The sequence below is a fragment of the Mycobacterium sp. NGS40 genome (genome assembly GCF_059812735.1).
Map to the genome: position 1 here is coordinate 97,381 of NZ_JCALDG010000007.1, position 14,378 is coordinate 111,758.

Below are 14,378 nucleotides of genomic sequence, written 5' to 3' on the forward strand. Positions count from 1 at the left end.
TGGGCACCGAAGTGACGCCCAGGCGACGCGGCGACGGGAGACGCGCTACTGGCCGCTTCAGACCGGTCTATGGGACCGGGTCCGAATGTGTCTGTCACGTCTGCCTCCTAACCGGACAGGTTGAAGTTGCCGTTCGTACCGTAAATAGACAGTGAGACCAGCAGCGTTACCGAGACCACGACGATGAGCGAGGTGCGTACAGCGTTACCGGTCGCGTTGCCGACACCGGCCGGTCCCCCCGAAGCGAAATAGCCGTAGTAGGTGTGGATCAGCAGGATGGTGAGCGCCATCAGGATGGCCTGCAGGAACGACCACAACAGGTCGATCGGGTTCAGGAACGTGTTGAAGTAGTGCTGGTACAAACCCTGCGACTGTCCGAGCAAGAACGTCGTGGTGAACTGACTGGCCACGAACGACAGGATCACGGCGACGCTGTACAGCGGCGTGATCGCCATCATGCCCGCCATGATCCGGGTGCTCACCAGATAGGCGATCGGCCGAATGGCCATGGCCTCCAACGCATCGATTTCTTCGTTGATCCGCATGGCACCCAGCTGCGCGGTCACCCCGGCACCGAAGGTGGCCGCGAGACCGATGCCGGCGACCACCGGTGCGGCGATGCGCACATTGATGAATGCGGACAGAAAGCCGGTCAGTGCCTCGATGCCGATATTGCCGAGCGACGTATACCCCTGAATGGCCAGCGTGCCGCCCGCCGCCAGCGTCAGGAAGCCGACGATCACGACGGTCCCGCCGATCATCGCCAAAGTGCCCGCGCCCATGCTGATCTCGGCAATCAGTCGGATGACTTCGCGCCGGTAGTGGGTGGCCGCGAACGGCACCCCGGCGAGCGCCTTCCCGTAAAACAGGGTGTGATCGCCGACCCGGCTCAGCGAGGCGACCGGCTTCTCGAATTGGCGGGCCAATCGCGGATATGCAGCCCTCAGTGCCATCGGCGGGCCCCTACTTCGCCGTCATCTTGATGCCGATCGCGGTGACAACCACGTTGACGACGAACAGGGACATGAAGGCATAGACCACCGTTTCGTTCACCGCGTTGCCAACGGCCTTCGCGCCACCGCCGGTGATCGACAGACCCCGGTAGCAGGCGACCAGGCCGGCGATGAGGCCGAAAAGGGCTGCCTTGACGCATGAGATGACCACCTCGGGTACGCCGGTGAGCAACGTGATACCCGCGGCGAAGGCGCCGGGATTGACGTCCTGCACGAATACCGAAAACACGTAGCCGCCAAGGACGCCGATGATGACCACGAGGCTGTTGAGCAGAAACGCCACCAACCCCGACGCCAGCATGCGCGGGGTGACCAAACGCTGAATCGGGTTGATGCCCAGCACTTCCATCGCGTCGATTTCTTCGCGAATTGTTCGCGACCCCAGGTCCGCACACATTGCCGTGGCACCCGCGCCCGCCACGATCAACACCGTGACCAACGGACCGAGCTGAGTGACAGCGCCGAACGCCGCACCCGCACCGGAGAGATCCGCCGCCCCGAGTTCACGCAACAGGATGTTCAGCGTGAAGCTGACGAGGACGGTAAACGGGATCGCGACCAGCAAGGTCGGAGCCAGCGACACCCGCGCGACAAACCACGACTGCTCCAAGAACTCCCGCCACTGGAAGGGCCGGCGGAACGCGAACTTCACGGCGTCGGCCGACATCGCGAACAACGCGCCGACCGCCTGCATGGGACCCGATAAGTCCCACTTGAGTTTCAGCGCAGGCAATCCCGTTGACCAGTGGTCAGCGCCCTTGGTCGCCATCCGCGTCAGTCCCTTCCCGCGCTACGAGACCGACAGTCTTGTTGTTGCGCAACGACTGAGGTAAGTTCGGTTGAACGGCAACGTCGAAATGCCCACCGGGGGGCGACATCCCGACCTCGAGCGCCGGCGAGACAGGCGTAACCTGCACTCACGCCAGTCCTCCGATCCGTCGCATGAGAAAGCGTCCGGTCATTGTGACTCATGCCACGCCCGCGCGGAGCAAAAAACGCATAACCGTTATCGAACGTGCAAACATTTCAGTCAGCTCCACTCTCAGGTAACCGCGCCGGCGGTTTTGAGTTCGATGATGCGGTCCCAGTCGAGTCCCAATTCCTGCAGTATTTCGTCGGTTTGCTCGGCGAATCCGGGGGCGGGCCCGGTATGCGGTGCGGTGAGATCGAACTGGACCGGGTTGGCGACCAATTCGAGTTCGCCTGCCCGGACAACATATTCGTTGGCCCGGATCTGGGTGTCATCGACTGCCTGCAGCGTGTCTTGCACCGGCGCCCATGGCCCGGCCAACGTGGCAAAGCGTTCGCTCCACTCGGCAAGCGTGCGGGTCGCGATCACCTTGGTCAAGATCTCCACTGCTTCTGCCGTATTCGCGGTGATCTGCTCGATGGTGGCAAACCTTGGATCATCGGCCAGCTCAGGCAGGTCAACATGCCGGCACACATCGGCCCAGAATTTCGTCGGCTGCATCATCACGAAAGAGATGTAGCGGCCATCCGATGTCGTGTACAGGCCCACCAACGGGTTGTTGGGTGCGCCGTGCACACCGGGCGGCGGCGCTTCCAGTCGTTGGTTCAAGTGCTTGGTCAACGCGACGGTGTGACCCATCGACCACAGCCCGCTGCCCAGCAGCGACACGTCGACGACGGACGGTTCGCCGGTGCGCTCGCGCTTGAGCAATGCGGCCGCAATGCCTCCGGCGAGGTTCGTCCCAGAGATTGTGTCGCCGTAGGCGGGTCCCGGCGGCGCGATCATGCCGGGCATCCCCGTCGGGGTGATGGTGGCTGCCGTTCCGGCCCGGCACCAGAAGGCGGTCATGTCGTAGCCGCCCTTGGTCGCCTCTTCACCGCGTGGTCCGAGCGCGCTGCCGCGCGCGTAGATGATCGACGGGTTCACGGCGCGGATGTCGTCGACGTCGATGCCGAACTTCTGCCGGGCACCGGGCAGGAAGCTCGTCAAGAACACGTCCGAGCGGCGGGCCAATTCGTAGAGGACTTCCTTGCCCTCGGGCACCGACATGTCGAGTCCGATGCTGCGCTTGCCGCGGTTCGCGTGCTCGATGTTGGGATTCGGATCGCCTTCGACCCGCAGCATGCCGGTCTGCCGAAGTCCGCGCTGCGGATCGCCCGTCACCGCGTGCTCGACCTTGACTACGTCCGCGCCCCATTCGGCCAGCACCGCACCCGCCGACGGGACGAACCCGTACATCGCGACTTCGAGAACCCGAATGCCTTCTAACGGCCTCATCGATCGCCTCCCAGCACAGCACCGGCGAAGGTCTTGCGTTCCAAGAACTCTTCGGGCCCGGCCGCAGTGATCGAGGCGAATGCCTGGTCGCCCGCGACGGGCCGGCCATCGATCAACAGTCGGCGGGATACCTCTGAGCTTGTCGTATCCACGACGTCCGACACTGTGACCTGCACTGGCATTCGGCTCCTCTGTGGTGGCCATCACGAAAATTTCATTCTCGTCTCGGGCGAATCTTACATTCGAGTCTCGAGAATTCAAGAAAGTCATAGGAATGGGACAAGGTCACTGACCAGCGCTGCAAGGCAGCGAGGGGAAGCGCATAACCAGCCTCAGCCCAGGCTGTGGCAGGTTTCCCCGGCGTGTTGCACGCCACTTCTCTACGAGAGTAGGGTTCTCATAATTGCGAAGGAGATTCTTTGTGACTGAGATGGCCGCATTGAGCCCAGGGGCCGGCGCGTGAAGACCGCAGTGGTCACCGGTGGCGGATCCGGGATCGGGCTGGCGGTGGCTCATCGGCTGCGTGCCGACGGTCTAGACGTCGCAACCATCGATCTGAAGCCGTCGGACGCCGAGCTGTCGTTCACCGCCGACGTGACCGATCGATCCCAGGTGGATGCCGCACTGGCGGCGATCCGCGCGCAATTGGGCCCGGTCGCCGTTCTGGTCAACGCCGCGGGGCTGGATGGTTTCAAGCGCTTCAGCAACATCACGTTCGAGGACTGGCAACGCGTGGTCGACGTGAATCTGCACGGGGTCTTCCACATGACTCAGGCGGTGCTGCCCGACATGGTCGAGGCGGGTTGGGGACGGATCGTCAACATCTCGTCGTCGAGTACACATTCCGGCGCTCCTTACATGTCGCACTATGTCGCGGCCAAGTCGGCGGTCAACGGGCTCACCAAGTCGCTGGCTCTCGAGTACGGCCCCAGCGGAATCACGGTCAACGCGGTGCCGCCCGGCTTCATCGACACCCCGATGCTGCGCAGCGCCGAGCAACGCGGCTACCTCGGGGACATCGACGAAACCATCGCCCGGACCCCGGTGCGCCGGATCGGCAAGCCCGAAGACATCGCGGCCGCCTGCGCGTTCCTGATATCCGAGGAAGCCGGCTACATCACCGGTCAGATACTGGGCGTCAACGGTGGTCGAAACACCTGAGTCACGTCGTCATCCGGACTACCGTAACGCCAGCCCCATCGCAGCCCCAGGAGGAGACATCGTGAAGGTCTGGGTTGATTCACAACGCTGCCAGGGTCACACCCTGTGCGCGATGATTGCGCCGGATTCATTCGTGCTCAGCGACATTGACGGCAGTTCATCGGCGGTCAACGACGTGGTGCCCCCCGACCAGGAGGACCTGGTGCGCGAGGCGGCGCACTCGTGCCCGGAGCAGGCGATCATGATCACGGACGAAACCTAAAGGGAGACAGCATCTTGAGCGTCGACGATGTCGAGAGCGACGGCGAACAGAACAAGCCGACGTACCACTTTGACCGAAACGCCCCGGAGTACCGGTCACAGTTCAAACAGATCACCGAGGAGATGCACGCCAAGTGCCCGATGGCGTGGACGGAGACCTACGGAGGGCACTGGGTCGCGGCCGGCAGCCACGAAGTCTTCGAACTCGCCCGTTGCCCAGCGGTCTCCAACGACCACGACATCCATAACGAACGCCGGGGCTACAAGGGCATCTCCATCCCGACGGCGAGCCGTGTTGCCGCGGTGCGCGGGGGCATTCTCGAGATGGACGAGCCCGACCACCGTACGTACCGCAACGTATTAAACCCCTACCTGTCGCCGGCCGCGGTCAAGCGCTGGGAACCCTTCATCCACGACATCACTCGCGCGTGCCTCGACGAGAAAATCGAAACGGGCAGCATCGATTTCGTCGACGACCTGGCGAACGTCGTGCCTGCCGTGCTGACGTTGGCGATGCTGGGCATTCCGCTGAAGAAGTGGAACCTGTACAGCGAGCCGGTGCACGCGGCGGTCTACACCCCGGAACACTCCCCCGACATCGAGAAGGTCACCGCGATGCACCGGGAAATGGGACTCGACATGGTCAACAGCATGCTCGAGATCCGCGAGAATCCGCGGCCCGGCATCGTCAACGGGCTGCTGCAGTTGCGGATCGACGGTGAGCCCGCCCCGGATCTCGAGATCCTCGGCAATCTCGGCCTGGTCATCGGTGGGGGCTTCGACACCACGACGGCGCTGACCGCCCACACGCTGGAATGGCTTTCGGAGAACCCCGCCGAGCGCGAGCGGCTGTCCAAGAACCGTGACGCCCTCCTGGACTCCGCAACCGAGGAATTTCTGCGCTACTTCACCCCGGCCGCCGGTGACGGCAGGACCTTCGCCGACGACGTCGAACTTGACGGCAATCATTTCAAAGAGGGTGAACGGCTATGGATTTCGTGGGCCATGGCCAATCGCGACCCCGCACTGTTCGCCGACCCCGACGAGATCGTCCTTGACCGTAAAGGCAATCGACACTTCAGTTTTGGCCTCGGTTTGCACCGATGCAAAGGGTCCAACGTGGCGCGTACGGTATTCAAGTCCATGCTGACGGCGGTTCTCGACCGGATGCCCGACTATCGATGCGATCCCGAAGGCACCGTGCACTACGAGACCATCGGCGTGATCCAGGGCATGCGGAAGCTTCCGGCGACCTTTACCCCAGGCTCCAAGATCGGCGCAGGCCTGGACGACACGCTGGAAAAGCTGCAGCGCATCTGCGACGAGCAACAACTGGCGCTGCCGGTCACCGAGCGTACGGACGTCGCCGTCATCGACTAGCAGACCTGGGCGCACCCGCCGTTGACTGCCGCGGTTTTTCCGAGTAGGCCTTTTCAGCATGACCGCGCCTTATATTTGAGGCCAGTGCGTGTGCACAGATGGGAGACCCTCCGGTGAAGACTTTCGCAGCGAGCCTTGCGCTCGCCACGGCCGCACTGACCGTCACGCCGGCCGCCCACGCGGACATGATCATTGGCAACTACCGAGTGGACACACCCCGGGAAACCGGTCACCTCTGGGTCTGGGCCCTCGCGACATGCACTCCTAAAGCGCCGGGATGTCTGACCATTCAGGCGGTTCCGCAACCCAACGGGCAAGCGGCACCGTGGAAGTCAGACGCTCACCTGTCCAACGGCCGCTACACCATGACCGTTGACGTGCCCGACGGTGTTCGCTGCGTGGTGCAGTTCTTCCCGTCGCATGACGTTTACTCATGGGACGCGGTGACGCTTACGGGTGAGGTCGTCTCCACATTCAACACGGGCTGTAACGGCGCGCCCGGGGGCAGCAACACCTATCCGTTCACGCTCGTGCGATGGTAGCCGCGTGAGACGTTCATCAACCGGGAGCAAGCACTTTGGCTGAGGCGAAGAAACCGCCGCAAGACGCCACATCGAAAGCCGACACCATGGCGTTGATCGCGGAAGCGGAGGCCGAAGCCGCCGAAGCCGAAGCGCTGGCCGCCGCGGCGCGTGCCCGCGCCCGGGCCGCCCGGCTCCGCCGCGAATTGCGGGACGTCGAGGCCGGGACCGCCGAAACCGCCGAAGAAGCCGCGGACGCCGACGAGGACGCGGCCGACTCTGACGAGGCGAAGGTCGAGGACGCCGACACCGTCACCGTCACCGTCACCGAGACCGACGAATCTGACACCGCCGTAACCGGCGCCGACGAAGCGCAGACCGACAAGGAGGAAGCCGACTCCGACGACATCGAATCCGGCGACTCGGACGTAACCGACGCGACGGAGACCGAGCAAGAAGCCTCCGACGAAACGCCCGGAGACGCGGAGTCCGAGTTCGAGTCGGCCGACTCCCGGCGGCGCCTGCGGTGGCTATCGCTGTCGGTGGCGTGGAAAGCGGCCGTCATTCTGCTCATCTGCGTTTTCGTCGGGGCGAGCGGATACATGGTGTGGCAGCATCATGAAAGCACCGAGCGCAACCAGCGCATCGCGAACTTCGTTGCCGGGGCCAGACAAGGTGTCGTCAACATGACTTCCCTGGACTTCAATCGGGCCAAGGAAGACGTCCAGCGGGTGATCGACAGCTCGACCGGTCAGTTCAGGGACGATTTCCAGCAGCGCTCAAAAGATTTCACGACCGTCGTTGAGCAGTCCAAAGTGGTCACTCAAGGAACCGTGAATGCGGCGGCCGTCCAATCCATCGACGGGAATTCCGCGTTGGTACTCGTCGCCGCGACATCGCGGATCACCAACGCCGCGGGCGCCAAAGACGAACCACGAAGGTGGCGCCTGCGGGTGACCGTCACAGAAGACGGCGGGCAATACAAGATGTCCAAACTGGAGTTCATCCCATGAGCAAGGACGAGGACAGCGTCGACGCTGCCGACGACTCTTCGGACCAACCCAAACAGGGCGGACGTAGCGAGCCGCGCACGCGTCACAGGGTGAAAGTCGTTCCCGCCGTTCTGATCTTGCTCCTGCTGCTATCCGGCGGCGGGGCGACATGGCTGTACTTCAAGCAGTACCGGCCCGACAAACAAACCGACGCCGGCGTCGCGAGCGCGGTCGTGAGTTCGGCATCCGACGGAACGGTCGCGTTGCTGTCCTACTCACCGGACACACTCGACAAAGACTTCGCCGCGGCCAAGTCTCACCTGTCCGGGGACTTCCTGTCGTACTACAACCAGTTCACCGAACAGATCGTTGCTCCGGCGGCCAAACAGAAATCACTGAAAACCAACGCCCGGGTGTTGGGGGCCGCGGTTCAGGAGTTGCATCCCGATTCGGCCGTCGTGCTGGTGCTGGTTGATCAGAGCACCACGAGTAAGGACAATCCCGACCCGGCGATGTCTTCCAGCAGTGTGCTGGTGAGTTTGACCCGGGTCAACGGCAACTGGCTGATCACCAAGTTCGACCCGGTCTAGAACACCCTTGAATGCCGTTGCGATTAACGACAACTCGCGCGCGGCTCAGCGCGGTAGGCCGAGCACGCGCTGGGCGATGATGTTGCGCTGGATCTCGGAGGTACCGCCGGCGATGGTGCCGGAAAAGCTTCGCGCATAGCGCTCGAACCAGCTGGCGAAATAGTGGTCGAGGTTCATGTGTGCATACGGCCCGGTCAACGCCGGGTGCACGAGCCCGTCGGATCCCGCGGACGTCAACGCTAGCTCCATGCCACGCAACTCAGCCTCGGACCCGAGCAGCTTGAGCACCGAGATCGCGGCCACGTCGTCTTCCCCGCGCGCCGCGCGGGCCAACGCCACCGAGCCCAATAGGCGCAGTGCCTGTTTGTCCATGATCGTGGACGCGTACTGGTCGCGCTCGACCTCGGTGCTCGGGTGGAAGTCGTCGATCATGTTGTCGAGCCGATCCGCGAAACCCAGCCACATCATCGTGCGCTCGTGCCCGAGCGACCCGTTGGCCACCTTCCATCCCTGGTCGATCTCGCCGACCAGATTCTCCGCGGGCACCCGCACGTCGGTGAAGAACACCTCGTTGAAATCCAGATCGTCGATGCCGCAGATCGACGGGAACGGCCGCCGCACCAGACCCGGGGTGTCGGTCGGGATGATCAGCACGCTGATTCCCTTGTGCTTCGGCACATCTGGATTGGTACGAACAAATGTCAACAGGACGTCGGCATCGTGAGCACCCGAGGTCCACACCTTCTGCCCGTTGACCACGAAGTGGTCGCCGTCGAGCACCGCGCGAGTACGCAACGACGCGAGATCGGAGCCCGCGCTGGGCTCGCTCATGCCGAGCGATGCGGTGATCTCGCCCCGCAGGATCGGCACCGCCCAGCGCCGCTTCTGTTCGTCACTGCCGAACGACAACAGCGACGCCCCAACGATATTCACACCCTGCGGGTTGAAGCTGTGGTAGATCCGGCGGCGGCTGAGTTCCTCCAGGTAGACGAACTGCTGAATGACGCTCGCATTGCGCCCACCGAATTCAGGGGGCTGGCTGGGCAGCAACCAGCCGTTGTCGAACAGCAGCCGCTGCCAGTCGCGTGCCCACTGCGGCATGTGCGAGACCGACCGTGGCCGCTCGAGCGTTTCGCTTGCGGGAGGCAGATTTTCGTCGAGGAACGCCGAGAACTGCGCGCGGAACTCCTCAACCTCGGAATCAAAAGTCAGCTGCACGGTATTCCTCCGCGATCCGAGCCCGGTGCTCGGCGGCGCCGCCGAGCATCAGTTCGCCCGCTTTGGCCCGTTTCAGCGCGAATTGCAGGTCGTTCTCCCAGGTGAAACCCATGGCGCCGTGCAGCTGCAACCCGTGCCGGAATACCAACGACTGGCACTCCCCCGCCGAGGCCTTGGCCATCGCGGCCGCCAGCCGGCGGCGCGGATCGTCGGTCGCGATCGTCAGCGCGGCGAAATAGGCAAGTGCGCGAGCACGTTCCACCGCGACGTGCATGTCGGCAGCCTTGTGCTGCACGGCCTGGAAGGAGCCGATCGGCGCGCCGAATTGCTGACGGCTTTTGACGTGCTCGAGCACCAGGTCGAGGATGCGTTGACAGGCGCCGACCATCGTGATGGCCATGCCGGTCAGCGCCAGATGATGAGCGCGTTCCGCGTCGACGGTCAGCCGCTCGATGTCGGGCACCCGGACCTCGGCGAACGACAGGTCGGCGACGTGCAGCACCGGGTCGAACACCGAGACGCGCCGGGCCGAGACCTGACTGGCGGCGACGAGAAAGACCCCCGCGTCGGTCACGACCGCCAGCCGGTCCGCGCGATCGCCGTCCAGGACATGGCGTGCGGTGCCGTCCAGCACCCACCCTTGCGCGTCGCGGTGCGCCACCACCCCGCCACACACCGCGGTGCCTGACTGGTGGGGATCGAAGCGGTCCGCGACGAGCGGCGCGAACTGACTCATCGTCGCCAGAAACGGCGTGGGATCGGTTGCGCGGCCTAGTTCTTCGAGCACGATGGCCAGCTCCACGGCGCTGTCCGATTCGTTCAGCTCGGTCCAGCCTTGGTCGACATACGCCTTCCACAGGGGGCTGGGGTCTACGCCGTCCTCGGCCACGCTGCGCACCAGCGAGGGCGGGCACTGCTTTGCGACGGCGTCGCGCACCGTGTCCTGCCACAGTCGCTGATCAGCATCGAACTCCAACAGCATCGGGGCCGCCTCCTGTCGTCACGCCGTTGCGAGAATAACATTCTCCCTTGTGGAAGTAATAATCTCGATTTCGGCGTATGACGTCACGTTGCAGCCGCGGCCGCCTGCCAGACGCTGACGACGCCGAATGTGCACTGACTGCGGAAAATGCGGGCCGAGATCTCGCAGTGAGTGCACGTTCGGCAACGAGGCGTAGGTAGCGGCAGGCTCACCGATGGGCCCGGCATCGATCCGCCAGCGTGGCGGCCAGCCAGCGCGGACGAGAGAACATCACGTCGTGGCAGGCGTCGACGCAGAGCATCGTGTCGACACCGCCGAGGGATTCGATCGCACCCAGTTGCTGGCGCTCTGACAACGCTCGATCGGCCAGCGTCATGATCCATGTCCGCGACACCTCGCCGGGCAGGTCGCTGCGGTCGGCCGGTTCGAAGATGACGTTGGGCGATTCCAGGCACAGGCGCGACAAGGTCAGCGCGCGCTGCTCGCGAGTCATCCCGTTACAGAACGCGAAAAGCGCTAGCGCCCTTGGCATTGGGACTGATCGGCGAATCCGCCCGGCCGATCGCGCCAACGGGGCCAGCGGCCCGCGCAGCGCGTCCACCACCGACGATCCCTGCGGTGGCACGAACGCGGCCAACAGGATCATCTCCCGTACGCGCGCAGCCCCGAGCCTGGCCACGATGCCAGGCACCGTCAGCCCGCCCATCGAATGCCCCACGATCACAACTTCGTTGAAGCCGGCGTCGTCGATATCGGCGACCGCGGAGTTCACCCAGTCGGTGATCGTGACACTCGTCAGATCTGCCGGCCTGCCACCGCGGCCGGGTAGATCGACGGCCAGCACCGGCAATTCCGGTGTCCTCCTGGCCAATTCGGCAACGGTGAGTTGCCAGCAATCAGCGGCATGGGCGCCCCCATGCACCAGTACCAGCCCGGGCCAGGCCATCGCGAGTTCAGTCGCGACGCAGGATGCCGAGCAGGAACAGGTCTACGGCGTGCTGCAAATGGCGCTCCTCTAGCCGCGTGGGTAGGTGTTCGACCACCGCGATGAAGTGGGCGGCAGCAGGCTCGAGAGAGTACGCGCTGACCGCGAACTCCGGGAATCGCGCCGACTCGTTCATGGCGATCGCGTGCACGCTGGTGCCGTCATATCCGTACTGGACGAAAGTCGCGACGGCCGCGGTGCGCAGCTTTTGTTGCAGCTTCTCGGCTTCGGCTTGCGTCGGGCGTCCGCCGGGTCGTGGTGACCACGGAAATATACATTAGCGTGTAGATAACCGTCGGGACGACGAACCGAGAAAGTCTCTAAGGGAGAGAAGATCATTGGATCGCGAAACATACCAACGGGGACTTGAGGTTCGGTCCGCGGTGCTGGGCGAGGAATACGTCAACCGGGCACTCGCCGACGCCGACGAATTCTCGAAGCCGCTGCAAGATCTCGTCACCGAATACTGCTGGGGTGAAATCTGGGGCCGAGACGGGTTGCCCCGCAAGACACGCAGCATGCTCAACCTGGCGATGATCCCAATCCTCAACCGGCCGAACGAATTACGAACTCACATCAAGGGTGCGCTGACCAATGGCGTGACCCGCGAAGAGATTTGCGAGATCTTCCTGCAAGTGGCCATCTATGCGGGCGTTCCGGCCGCGGTCGACAGCTTTCGCATCGCGCGCGAAGTGTTCGCCAAGCTAGACGAGGACCGGTCGTGACCGAAATCGGCTTTATCGGGTTGGGCAACATGGGTTTTCCGATGGCGCACCGCCTCATCGGCGACGGTCAAGACGTGATCGCCTTCGACACGAGCAGCGCGACACTCGACCGCATCGTCTCACTCGGTGCCCGTGCCGCCTCGTCGCCCAAGGATGTCGCCGACCGTGTGGAAACGGTGCTGGCCAGCCTCCCGTCGCCGGCGGTGTCGCTGCAAGTCGCCACTGGGGCCGCGGGCGTGATCGCGGGCTCCCGGGTCAAGCGCTACGTCGACCTGTCGACGGTGGGCAGCCGCACCTCGGTGCAGATCCATGACCTGCTGGCCGGGCGGGGCATCGCCGCTCTGGACAGCCCGGTCAGTGGTGGTGTCGGCGGCGCCGAAAAAGGAACACTCGCCCTGATGGCTTCCGGCCCGCGCAGCGAATTCGAGGTCGTCCGGCCCATCCTCGAGGCGCTCGGCCGCCCGTTCTACATCGGGGAGAAGCCGGGGTCGGCGCAGACGATGAAGCTCGCCAACAACATCCTGGCGGCCAACGTATTGGTCGCCACATCAGAGGTCGTCGTGATGGGCGTCAAGGCCGGTCTCGACCCGGCCGTGATGATCGAGGTCCTCAATGCGGGCTCGGGCGCGACGAGCGCCAGCCGGGACAAGTTTCCGCGTGCGATATTGCCGCGCACCTTCGACTACGGCTTTGCCACCGGCCTGATGGTCAAGGACGTGCGGCTCTATCTCGACGAGGCGAAGGCATTGGGCGTGCCTGTCGACGTCGCCGAGACCATCTGCCGGCTCTGGGAAGGGGCCGCACTCGACCAGGGCGCAGACTCGGATTTCACGGCGGTCATCAAGCCGTTCGAGAACGCCGCCGGTGTCACCGTCGGTCGCGCCGACGATGGCCGGACGGCGTGACACTGTTTACCGACTCTGTAACGGCCGCGTAGCGGGCGTAGCGGCGGCGGGGCAATCTTGCCGACTCCAACGCCACCTTCCAATGAGTGCCGAGAATGGTATTATCCGCATCGAAGAACCACGATTGCTCTGATAGTGGAAATACCAGCTACTACCAGGGCATATCGTTAACCGAGACGCTTACCGGAAATGCATTGATCGACAGCCTATGAGAATGTTAGATTATCTATCTTATGGTCAGGTTTGGCTCACTTTGGCTACCGGAACCGAAGGGTGGCTGTCGTGATCGAACACGCTGACGGCACCAGCACACCGCTCATCGACGCGAGCGTGCACATCTTCTTCCCGTCCAACAAGGCGCTGCGCAAGACCCTGCGGGAGCCGTTCAAAAGCCGCGGGTTCCCCGACTACGAGATGGACTGGTATGGCGCCCCGGGCGGCGAGTACGTACCCGACGCCGAGGGCCCGGACGGTCAATACCCCGGTTCGGATCCAGAATTCGTTGGCAACGAGCTGTTTTCGAAGCGCGGCGTCGACGTCGCGGTCCTGCACCCGATGGCGCGCGGCATCATGCCGGACCGCCACCTGGGCAGCGCGCTGCACGCCGCGCACAACGAGATGATGGTGACCAACTGGCTGGAGAACAGCCAGTACGGCGAGCGGTTTCGCGGCACCGTCCGGGTCAACCCCGACGACATCGCCGGCGCGCTTCGCGAGATCGAGAAATGGCGCGGGCACCCACGCGTGGTCCAGATCGGCGTTCCCCTGCAATCCCGCGAGGTCTACGGCAAGCCGCAGTTCTGGCCCCTGTGGGAGGCCGCGGTCGACGCCGGCCTGCCCGTTGCCGCGCACATCGAGGTCGGCTCGGGCATAGCCTTTCCGCCGACGCCGTCCGGGAACACCCGCACCTACGAGCAGTACGTCAGCTTCATGGCGCTGAACTACCTCTATCACCTGATGAACATGATCGCCGAGGGCGTGTTCGAGCGCTTCGACGGCCTCAAGTTCGTCTGGGGCGACGGTGCCGCGGACTTCATCACGCCTTTCATCTGGCGGATGGACACGTTCGGCCGGCCGCACCTCGAGCAAACCCCGTGGGCGCCGCGGATCCCCAGCGATTACCTGCCCGGCCACGTCTATTTCGTGCAGGGCAGCCTCGACGGACCCGGTGACACCGAGTTCGCCGGTCAATGGTTCAGCTTCACCGGCAAGGACGACATGGTGATGTTCGGCTCGAGTTACCCGCACTGGCAATGCGGCGATGTCAAGAAGCTGCCCGTCGCGCTGTCCGCCGAACAGCGCGACAAGCTGTGCTGGCGAAACGCAGCGCAGCTCTACGGCATAGACATCCCCGCCGGCGTAGGCGCACAGTAGAAGTTGAAGCGGGCAGACCTAAA

The 14,378-nt window shown here is 64.0% G+C and carries 17 protein-coding genes; 9 read left to right on the forward strand and 8 right to left on the reverse strand.

What is annotated here, in order from left to right; translation table 11 throughout:
• Positions 1 to 107: 107 nt before the first annotated feature.
• The 4 genes from AC5Y5O_RS12925 to AC5Y5O_RS12940 form a co-directional block, all read right to left on the reverse strand.
• Positions 108 to 953, reverse strand: a complete 846-nt coding sequence (locus AC5Y5O_RS12925) for an ABC transporter permease (RefSeq protein WP_096290050.1) — start codon at positions 951 to 953, stop codon at positions 108 to 110.
• A gap of 10 nt (positions 954 to 963) precedes the next feature.
• Positions 964 to 1,782: an MlaE family ABC transporter permease gene (locus tag AC5Y5O_RS12930; RefSeq protein WP_342927017.1), complete on the reverse strand. Its 819-nt coding sequence runs from the start codon at positions 1,780 to 1,782 to the stop codon at positions 964 to 966.
• Between the two features lie 273 nt (positions 1,783 to 2,055).
• A complete protein-coding gene (locus tag AC5Y5O_RS12935; protein WP_096290052.1) occupies positions 2,056 to 3,261 on the reverse strand; it encodes a CaiB/BaiF CoA transferase family protein in 1,206 nt (401 codons plus the stop codon).
• On the reverse strand, positions 3,258 to 3,443 hold the full coding sequence (locus AC5Y5O_RS12940; protein ID WP_133160886.1) for a hypothetical protein: 186 nt from the start codon (positions 3,441 to 3,443) through the stop codon (positions 3,258 to 3,260). Before AC5Y5O_RS12940 ends, AC5Y5O_RS12935 begins: the two co-directional genes overlap by 4 nt.
• Before the next feature lie 277 nt (positions 3,444 to 3,720).
• On the opposite strand from AC5Y5O_RS12940, the gene AC5Y5O_RS12945 reads away from it, so the two are divergent.
• From AC5Y5O_RS12945 to AC5Y5O_RS12970, 6 genes are all read left to right on the forward strand, one after another.
• On the forward strand, positions 3,721 to 4,422 hold the full coding sequence (locus tag AC5Y5O_RS12945) for an SDR family NAD(P)-dependent oxidoreductase (protein ID WP_500025547.1): 702 nt from the start codon (positions 3,721 to 3,723) through the stop codon (positions 4,420 to 4,422).
• A 61-nt stretch (positions 4,423 to 4,483) separates the two neighbouring features.
• The gene (locus AC5Y5O_RS12950; protein WP_096290055.1) at positions 4,484 to 4,684 is read left to right on the forward strand and encodes a ferredoxin; all 201 of its coding nucleotides are present in this window, start codon (positions 4,484 to 4,486) and stop codon (positions 4,682 to 4,684) included.
• Between the two features lie 14 nt (positions 4,685 to 4,698).
• On the forward strand, positions 4,699 to 6,063 hold the full coding sequence (locus AC5Y5O_RS12955; RefSeq protein ID WP_500025548.1) for a cytochrome P450: 1,365 nt from the start codon (positions 4,699 to 4,701) through the stop codon (positions 6,061 to 6,063).
• Between the two features lie 98 nt (positions 6,064 to 6,161).
• Positions 6,162 to 6,605, forward strand: coding sequence for a hypothetical protein (locus AC5Y5O_RS12960; protein WP_500025549.1), 444 nt, complete (start codon positions 6,162 to 6,164; stop codon positions 6,603 to 6,605).
• A 35-nt stretch (positions 6,606 to 6,640) separates the two neighbouring features.
• Positions 6,641 to 7,597 carry an Rv1363c family protein gene (locus AC5Y5O_RS12965; RefSeq protein WP_500025550.1) on the forward strand — a complete coding sequence of 319 codons (957 nt, stop codon included), beginning with the start codon at positions 6,641 to 6,643 and terminating at the stop codon, positions 7,595 to 7,597.
• Positions 7,594 to 8,166 (forward strand): hypothetical protein, encoded by a 573-nt coding sequence (locus AC5Y5O_RS12970; protein ID WP_096290059.1) that lies wholly within the window; start codon positions 7,594 to 7,596, stop codon positions 8,164 to 8,166. The genes AC5Y5O_RS12965 and AC5Y5O_RS12970 overlap by 4 nt, the downstream gene beginning before the upstream one ends.
• A 45-nt stretch (positions 8,167 to 8,211) precedes the next feature.
• Here AC5Y5O_RS12970 and AC5Y5O_RS12975 read toward each other — a convergent pair whose 3' ends face one another.
• The 4 genes from AC5Y5O_RS12975 to AC5Y5O_RS12990 all read right to left on the reverse strand — a co-directional run bounded on the left by AC5Y5O_RS12975 (position 8,212) and on the right by AC5Y5O_RS12990 (position 11,502).
• Positions 8,212 to 9,384, reverse strand: a complete 1,173-nt coding sequence (locus AC5Y5O_RS12975; RefSeq protein ID WP_096290060.1) for an acyl-CoA dehydrogenase family protein — start codon at positions 9,382 to 9,384, stop codon at positions 8,212 to 8,214.
• Positions 9,368 to 10,366, reverse strand: coding sequence for an acyl-CoA dehydrogenase family protein (locus AC5Y5O_RS12980; RefSeq protein ID WP_096290061.1), 999 nt, complete (start codon positions 10,364 to 10,366; stop codon positions 9,368 to 9,370). The genes AC5Y5O_RS12975 and AC5Y5O_RS12980 overlap by 17 nt, the downstream gene beginning before the upstream one ends.
• A 208-nt stretch (positions 10,367 to 10,574) precedes the next feature.
• Complete coding sequence (locus tag AC5Y5O_RS12985; protein WP_500025551.1) at positions 10,575 to 11,312, reverse strand: alpha/beta fold hydrolase; 738 nt, start codon at positions 11,310 to 11,312, stop codon at positions 10,575 to 10,577.
• Between the two features lie 7 nt (positions 11,313 to 11,319).
• Complete coding sequence (locus AC5Y5O_RS12990; protein ID WP_243394182.1) at positions 11,320 to 11,502, reverse strand: hypothetical protein; 183 nt, start codon at positions 11,500 to 11,502, stop codon at positions 11,320 to 11,322.
• 187 nt (positions 11,503 to 11,689) lie between these two features.
• On the opposite strand from AC5Y5O_RS12990, the gene AC5Y5O_RS12995 reads away from it, so the two are divergent.
• The 3 genes from AC5Y5O_RS12995 (at position 11,690) to AC5Y5O_RS13005 (ending at position 14,355) form a co-directional block, all read left to right on the forward strand.
• Entirely contained in the window at positions 11,690 to 12,076 is a 387-nt protein-coding gene (locus AC5Y5O_RS12995) for a carboxymuconolactone decarboxylase family protein (RefSeq protein ID WP_096290063.1), read from the forward strand.
• Positions 12,073 to 12,981 carry an NAD(P)-dependent oxidoreductase gene (locus tag AC5Y5O_RS13000; RefSeq protein WP_500025552.1) on the forward strand — a complete coding sequence of 303 codons (909 nt, stop codon included), beginning with the start codon at positions 12,073 to 12,075 and terminating at the stop codon, positions 12,979 to 12,981. Before AC5Y5O_RS12995 ends, AC5Y5O_RS13000 begins: the two co-directional genes overlap by 4 nt.
• Before the next feature lie 282 nt (positions 12,982 to 13,263).
• Positions 13,264 to 14,355 carry an amidohydrolase family protein gene (locus AC5Y5O_RS13005; protein ID WP_096290064.1) on the forward strand — a complete coding sequence of 364 codons (1,092 nt, stop codon included), beginning with the start codon at positions 13,264 to 13,266 and terminating at the stop codon, positions 14,353 to 14,355.
• Positions 14,356 to 14,378 lie beyond the last annotated feature (23 nt).

Bases quoted from the DNA above. Each gene is read 5' to 3' on its own strand.
- AC5Y5O_RS12925 (WP_096290050.1), bottom strand. From the start codon at position 953: ATGGCACTGAGGGCTGCATATCCGCGATTGGCCCGCCAATTCGAGAAG.
- AC5Y5O_RS12930 (WP_342927017.1), bottom strand. From the start codon at position 1,782: ATGGCGACCAAGGGCGCTGACCACTGGTCAACGGGATTGCCTGCGCTG.
- AC5Y5O_RS12935 (WP_096290052.1), bottom strand. From the start codon at position 3,261: ATGAGGCCGTTAGAAGGCATTCGGGTTCTCGAAGTCGCGATGTACGGG.
- AC5Y5O_RS12940 (WP_133160886.1), bottom strand. From the start codon at position 3,443: ATGCCAGTGCAGGTCACAGTGTCGGACGTCGTGGATACGACAAGCTCA.
- AC5Y5O_RS12960 (WP_500025549.1), top strand. From the start codon at position 6,162: ATGGGAGACCCTCCGGTGAAGACTTTCGCAGCGAGCCTTGCGCTCGCC.
- AC5Y5O_RS12970 (WP_096290059.1), top strand. From the start codon at position 7,594: ATGAGCAAGGACGAGGACAGCGTCGACGCTGCCGACGACTCTTCGGAC.
- AC5Y5O_RS12980 (WP_096290061.1), bottom strand. From the start codon at position 10,366: ATGCTGTTGGAGTTCGATGCTGATCAGCGACTGTGGCAGGACACGGTG.
- AC5Y5O_RS12985 (WP_500025551.1), bottom strand. From the start codon at position 11,312: ATGGCCTGGCCCGGGCTGGTACTGGTGCATGGGGGCGCCCATGCCGCT.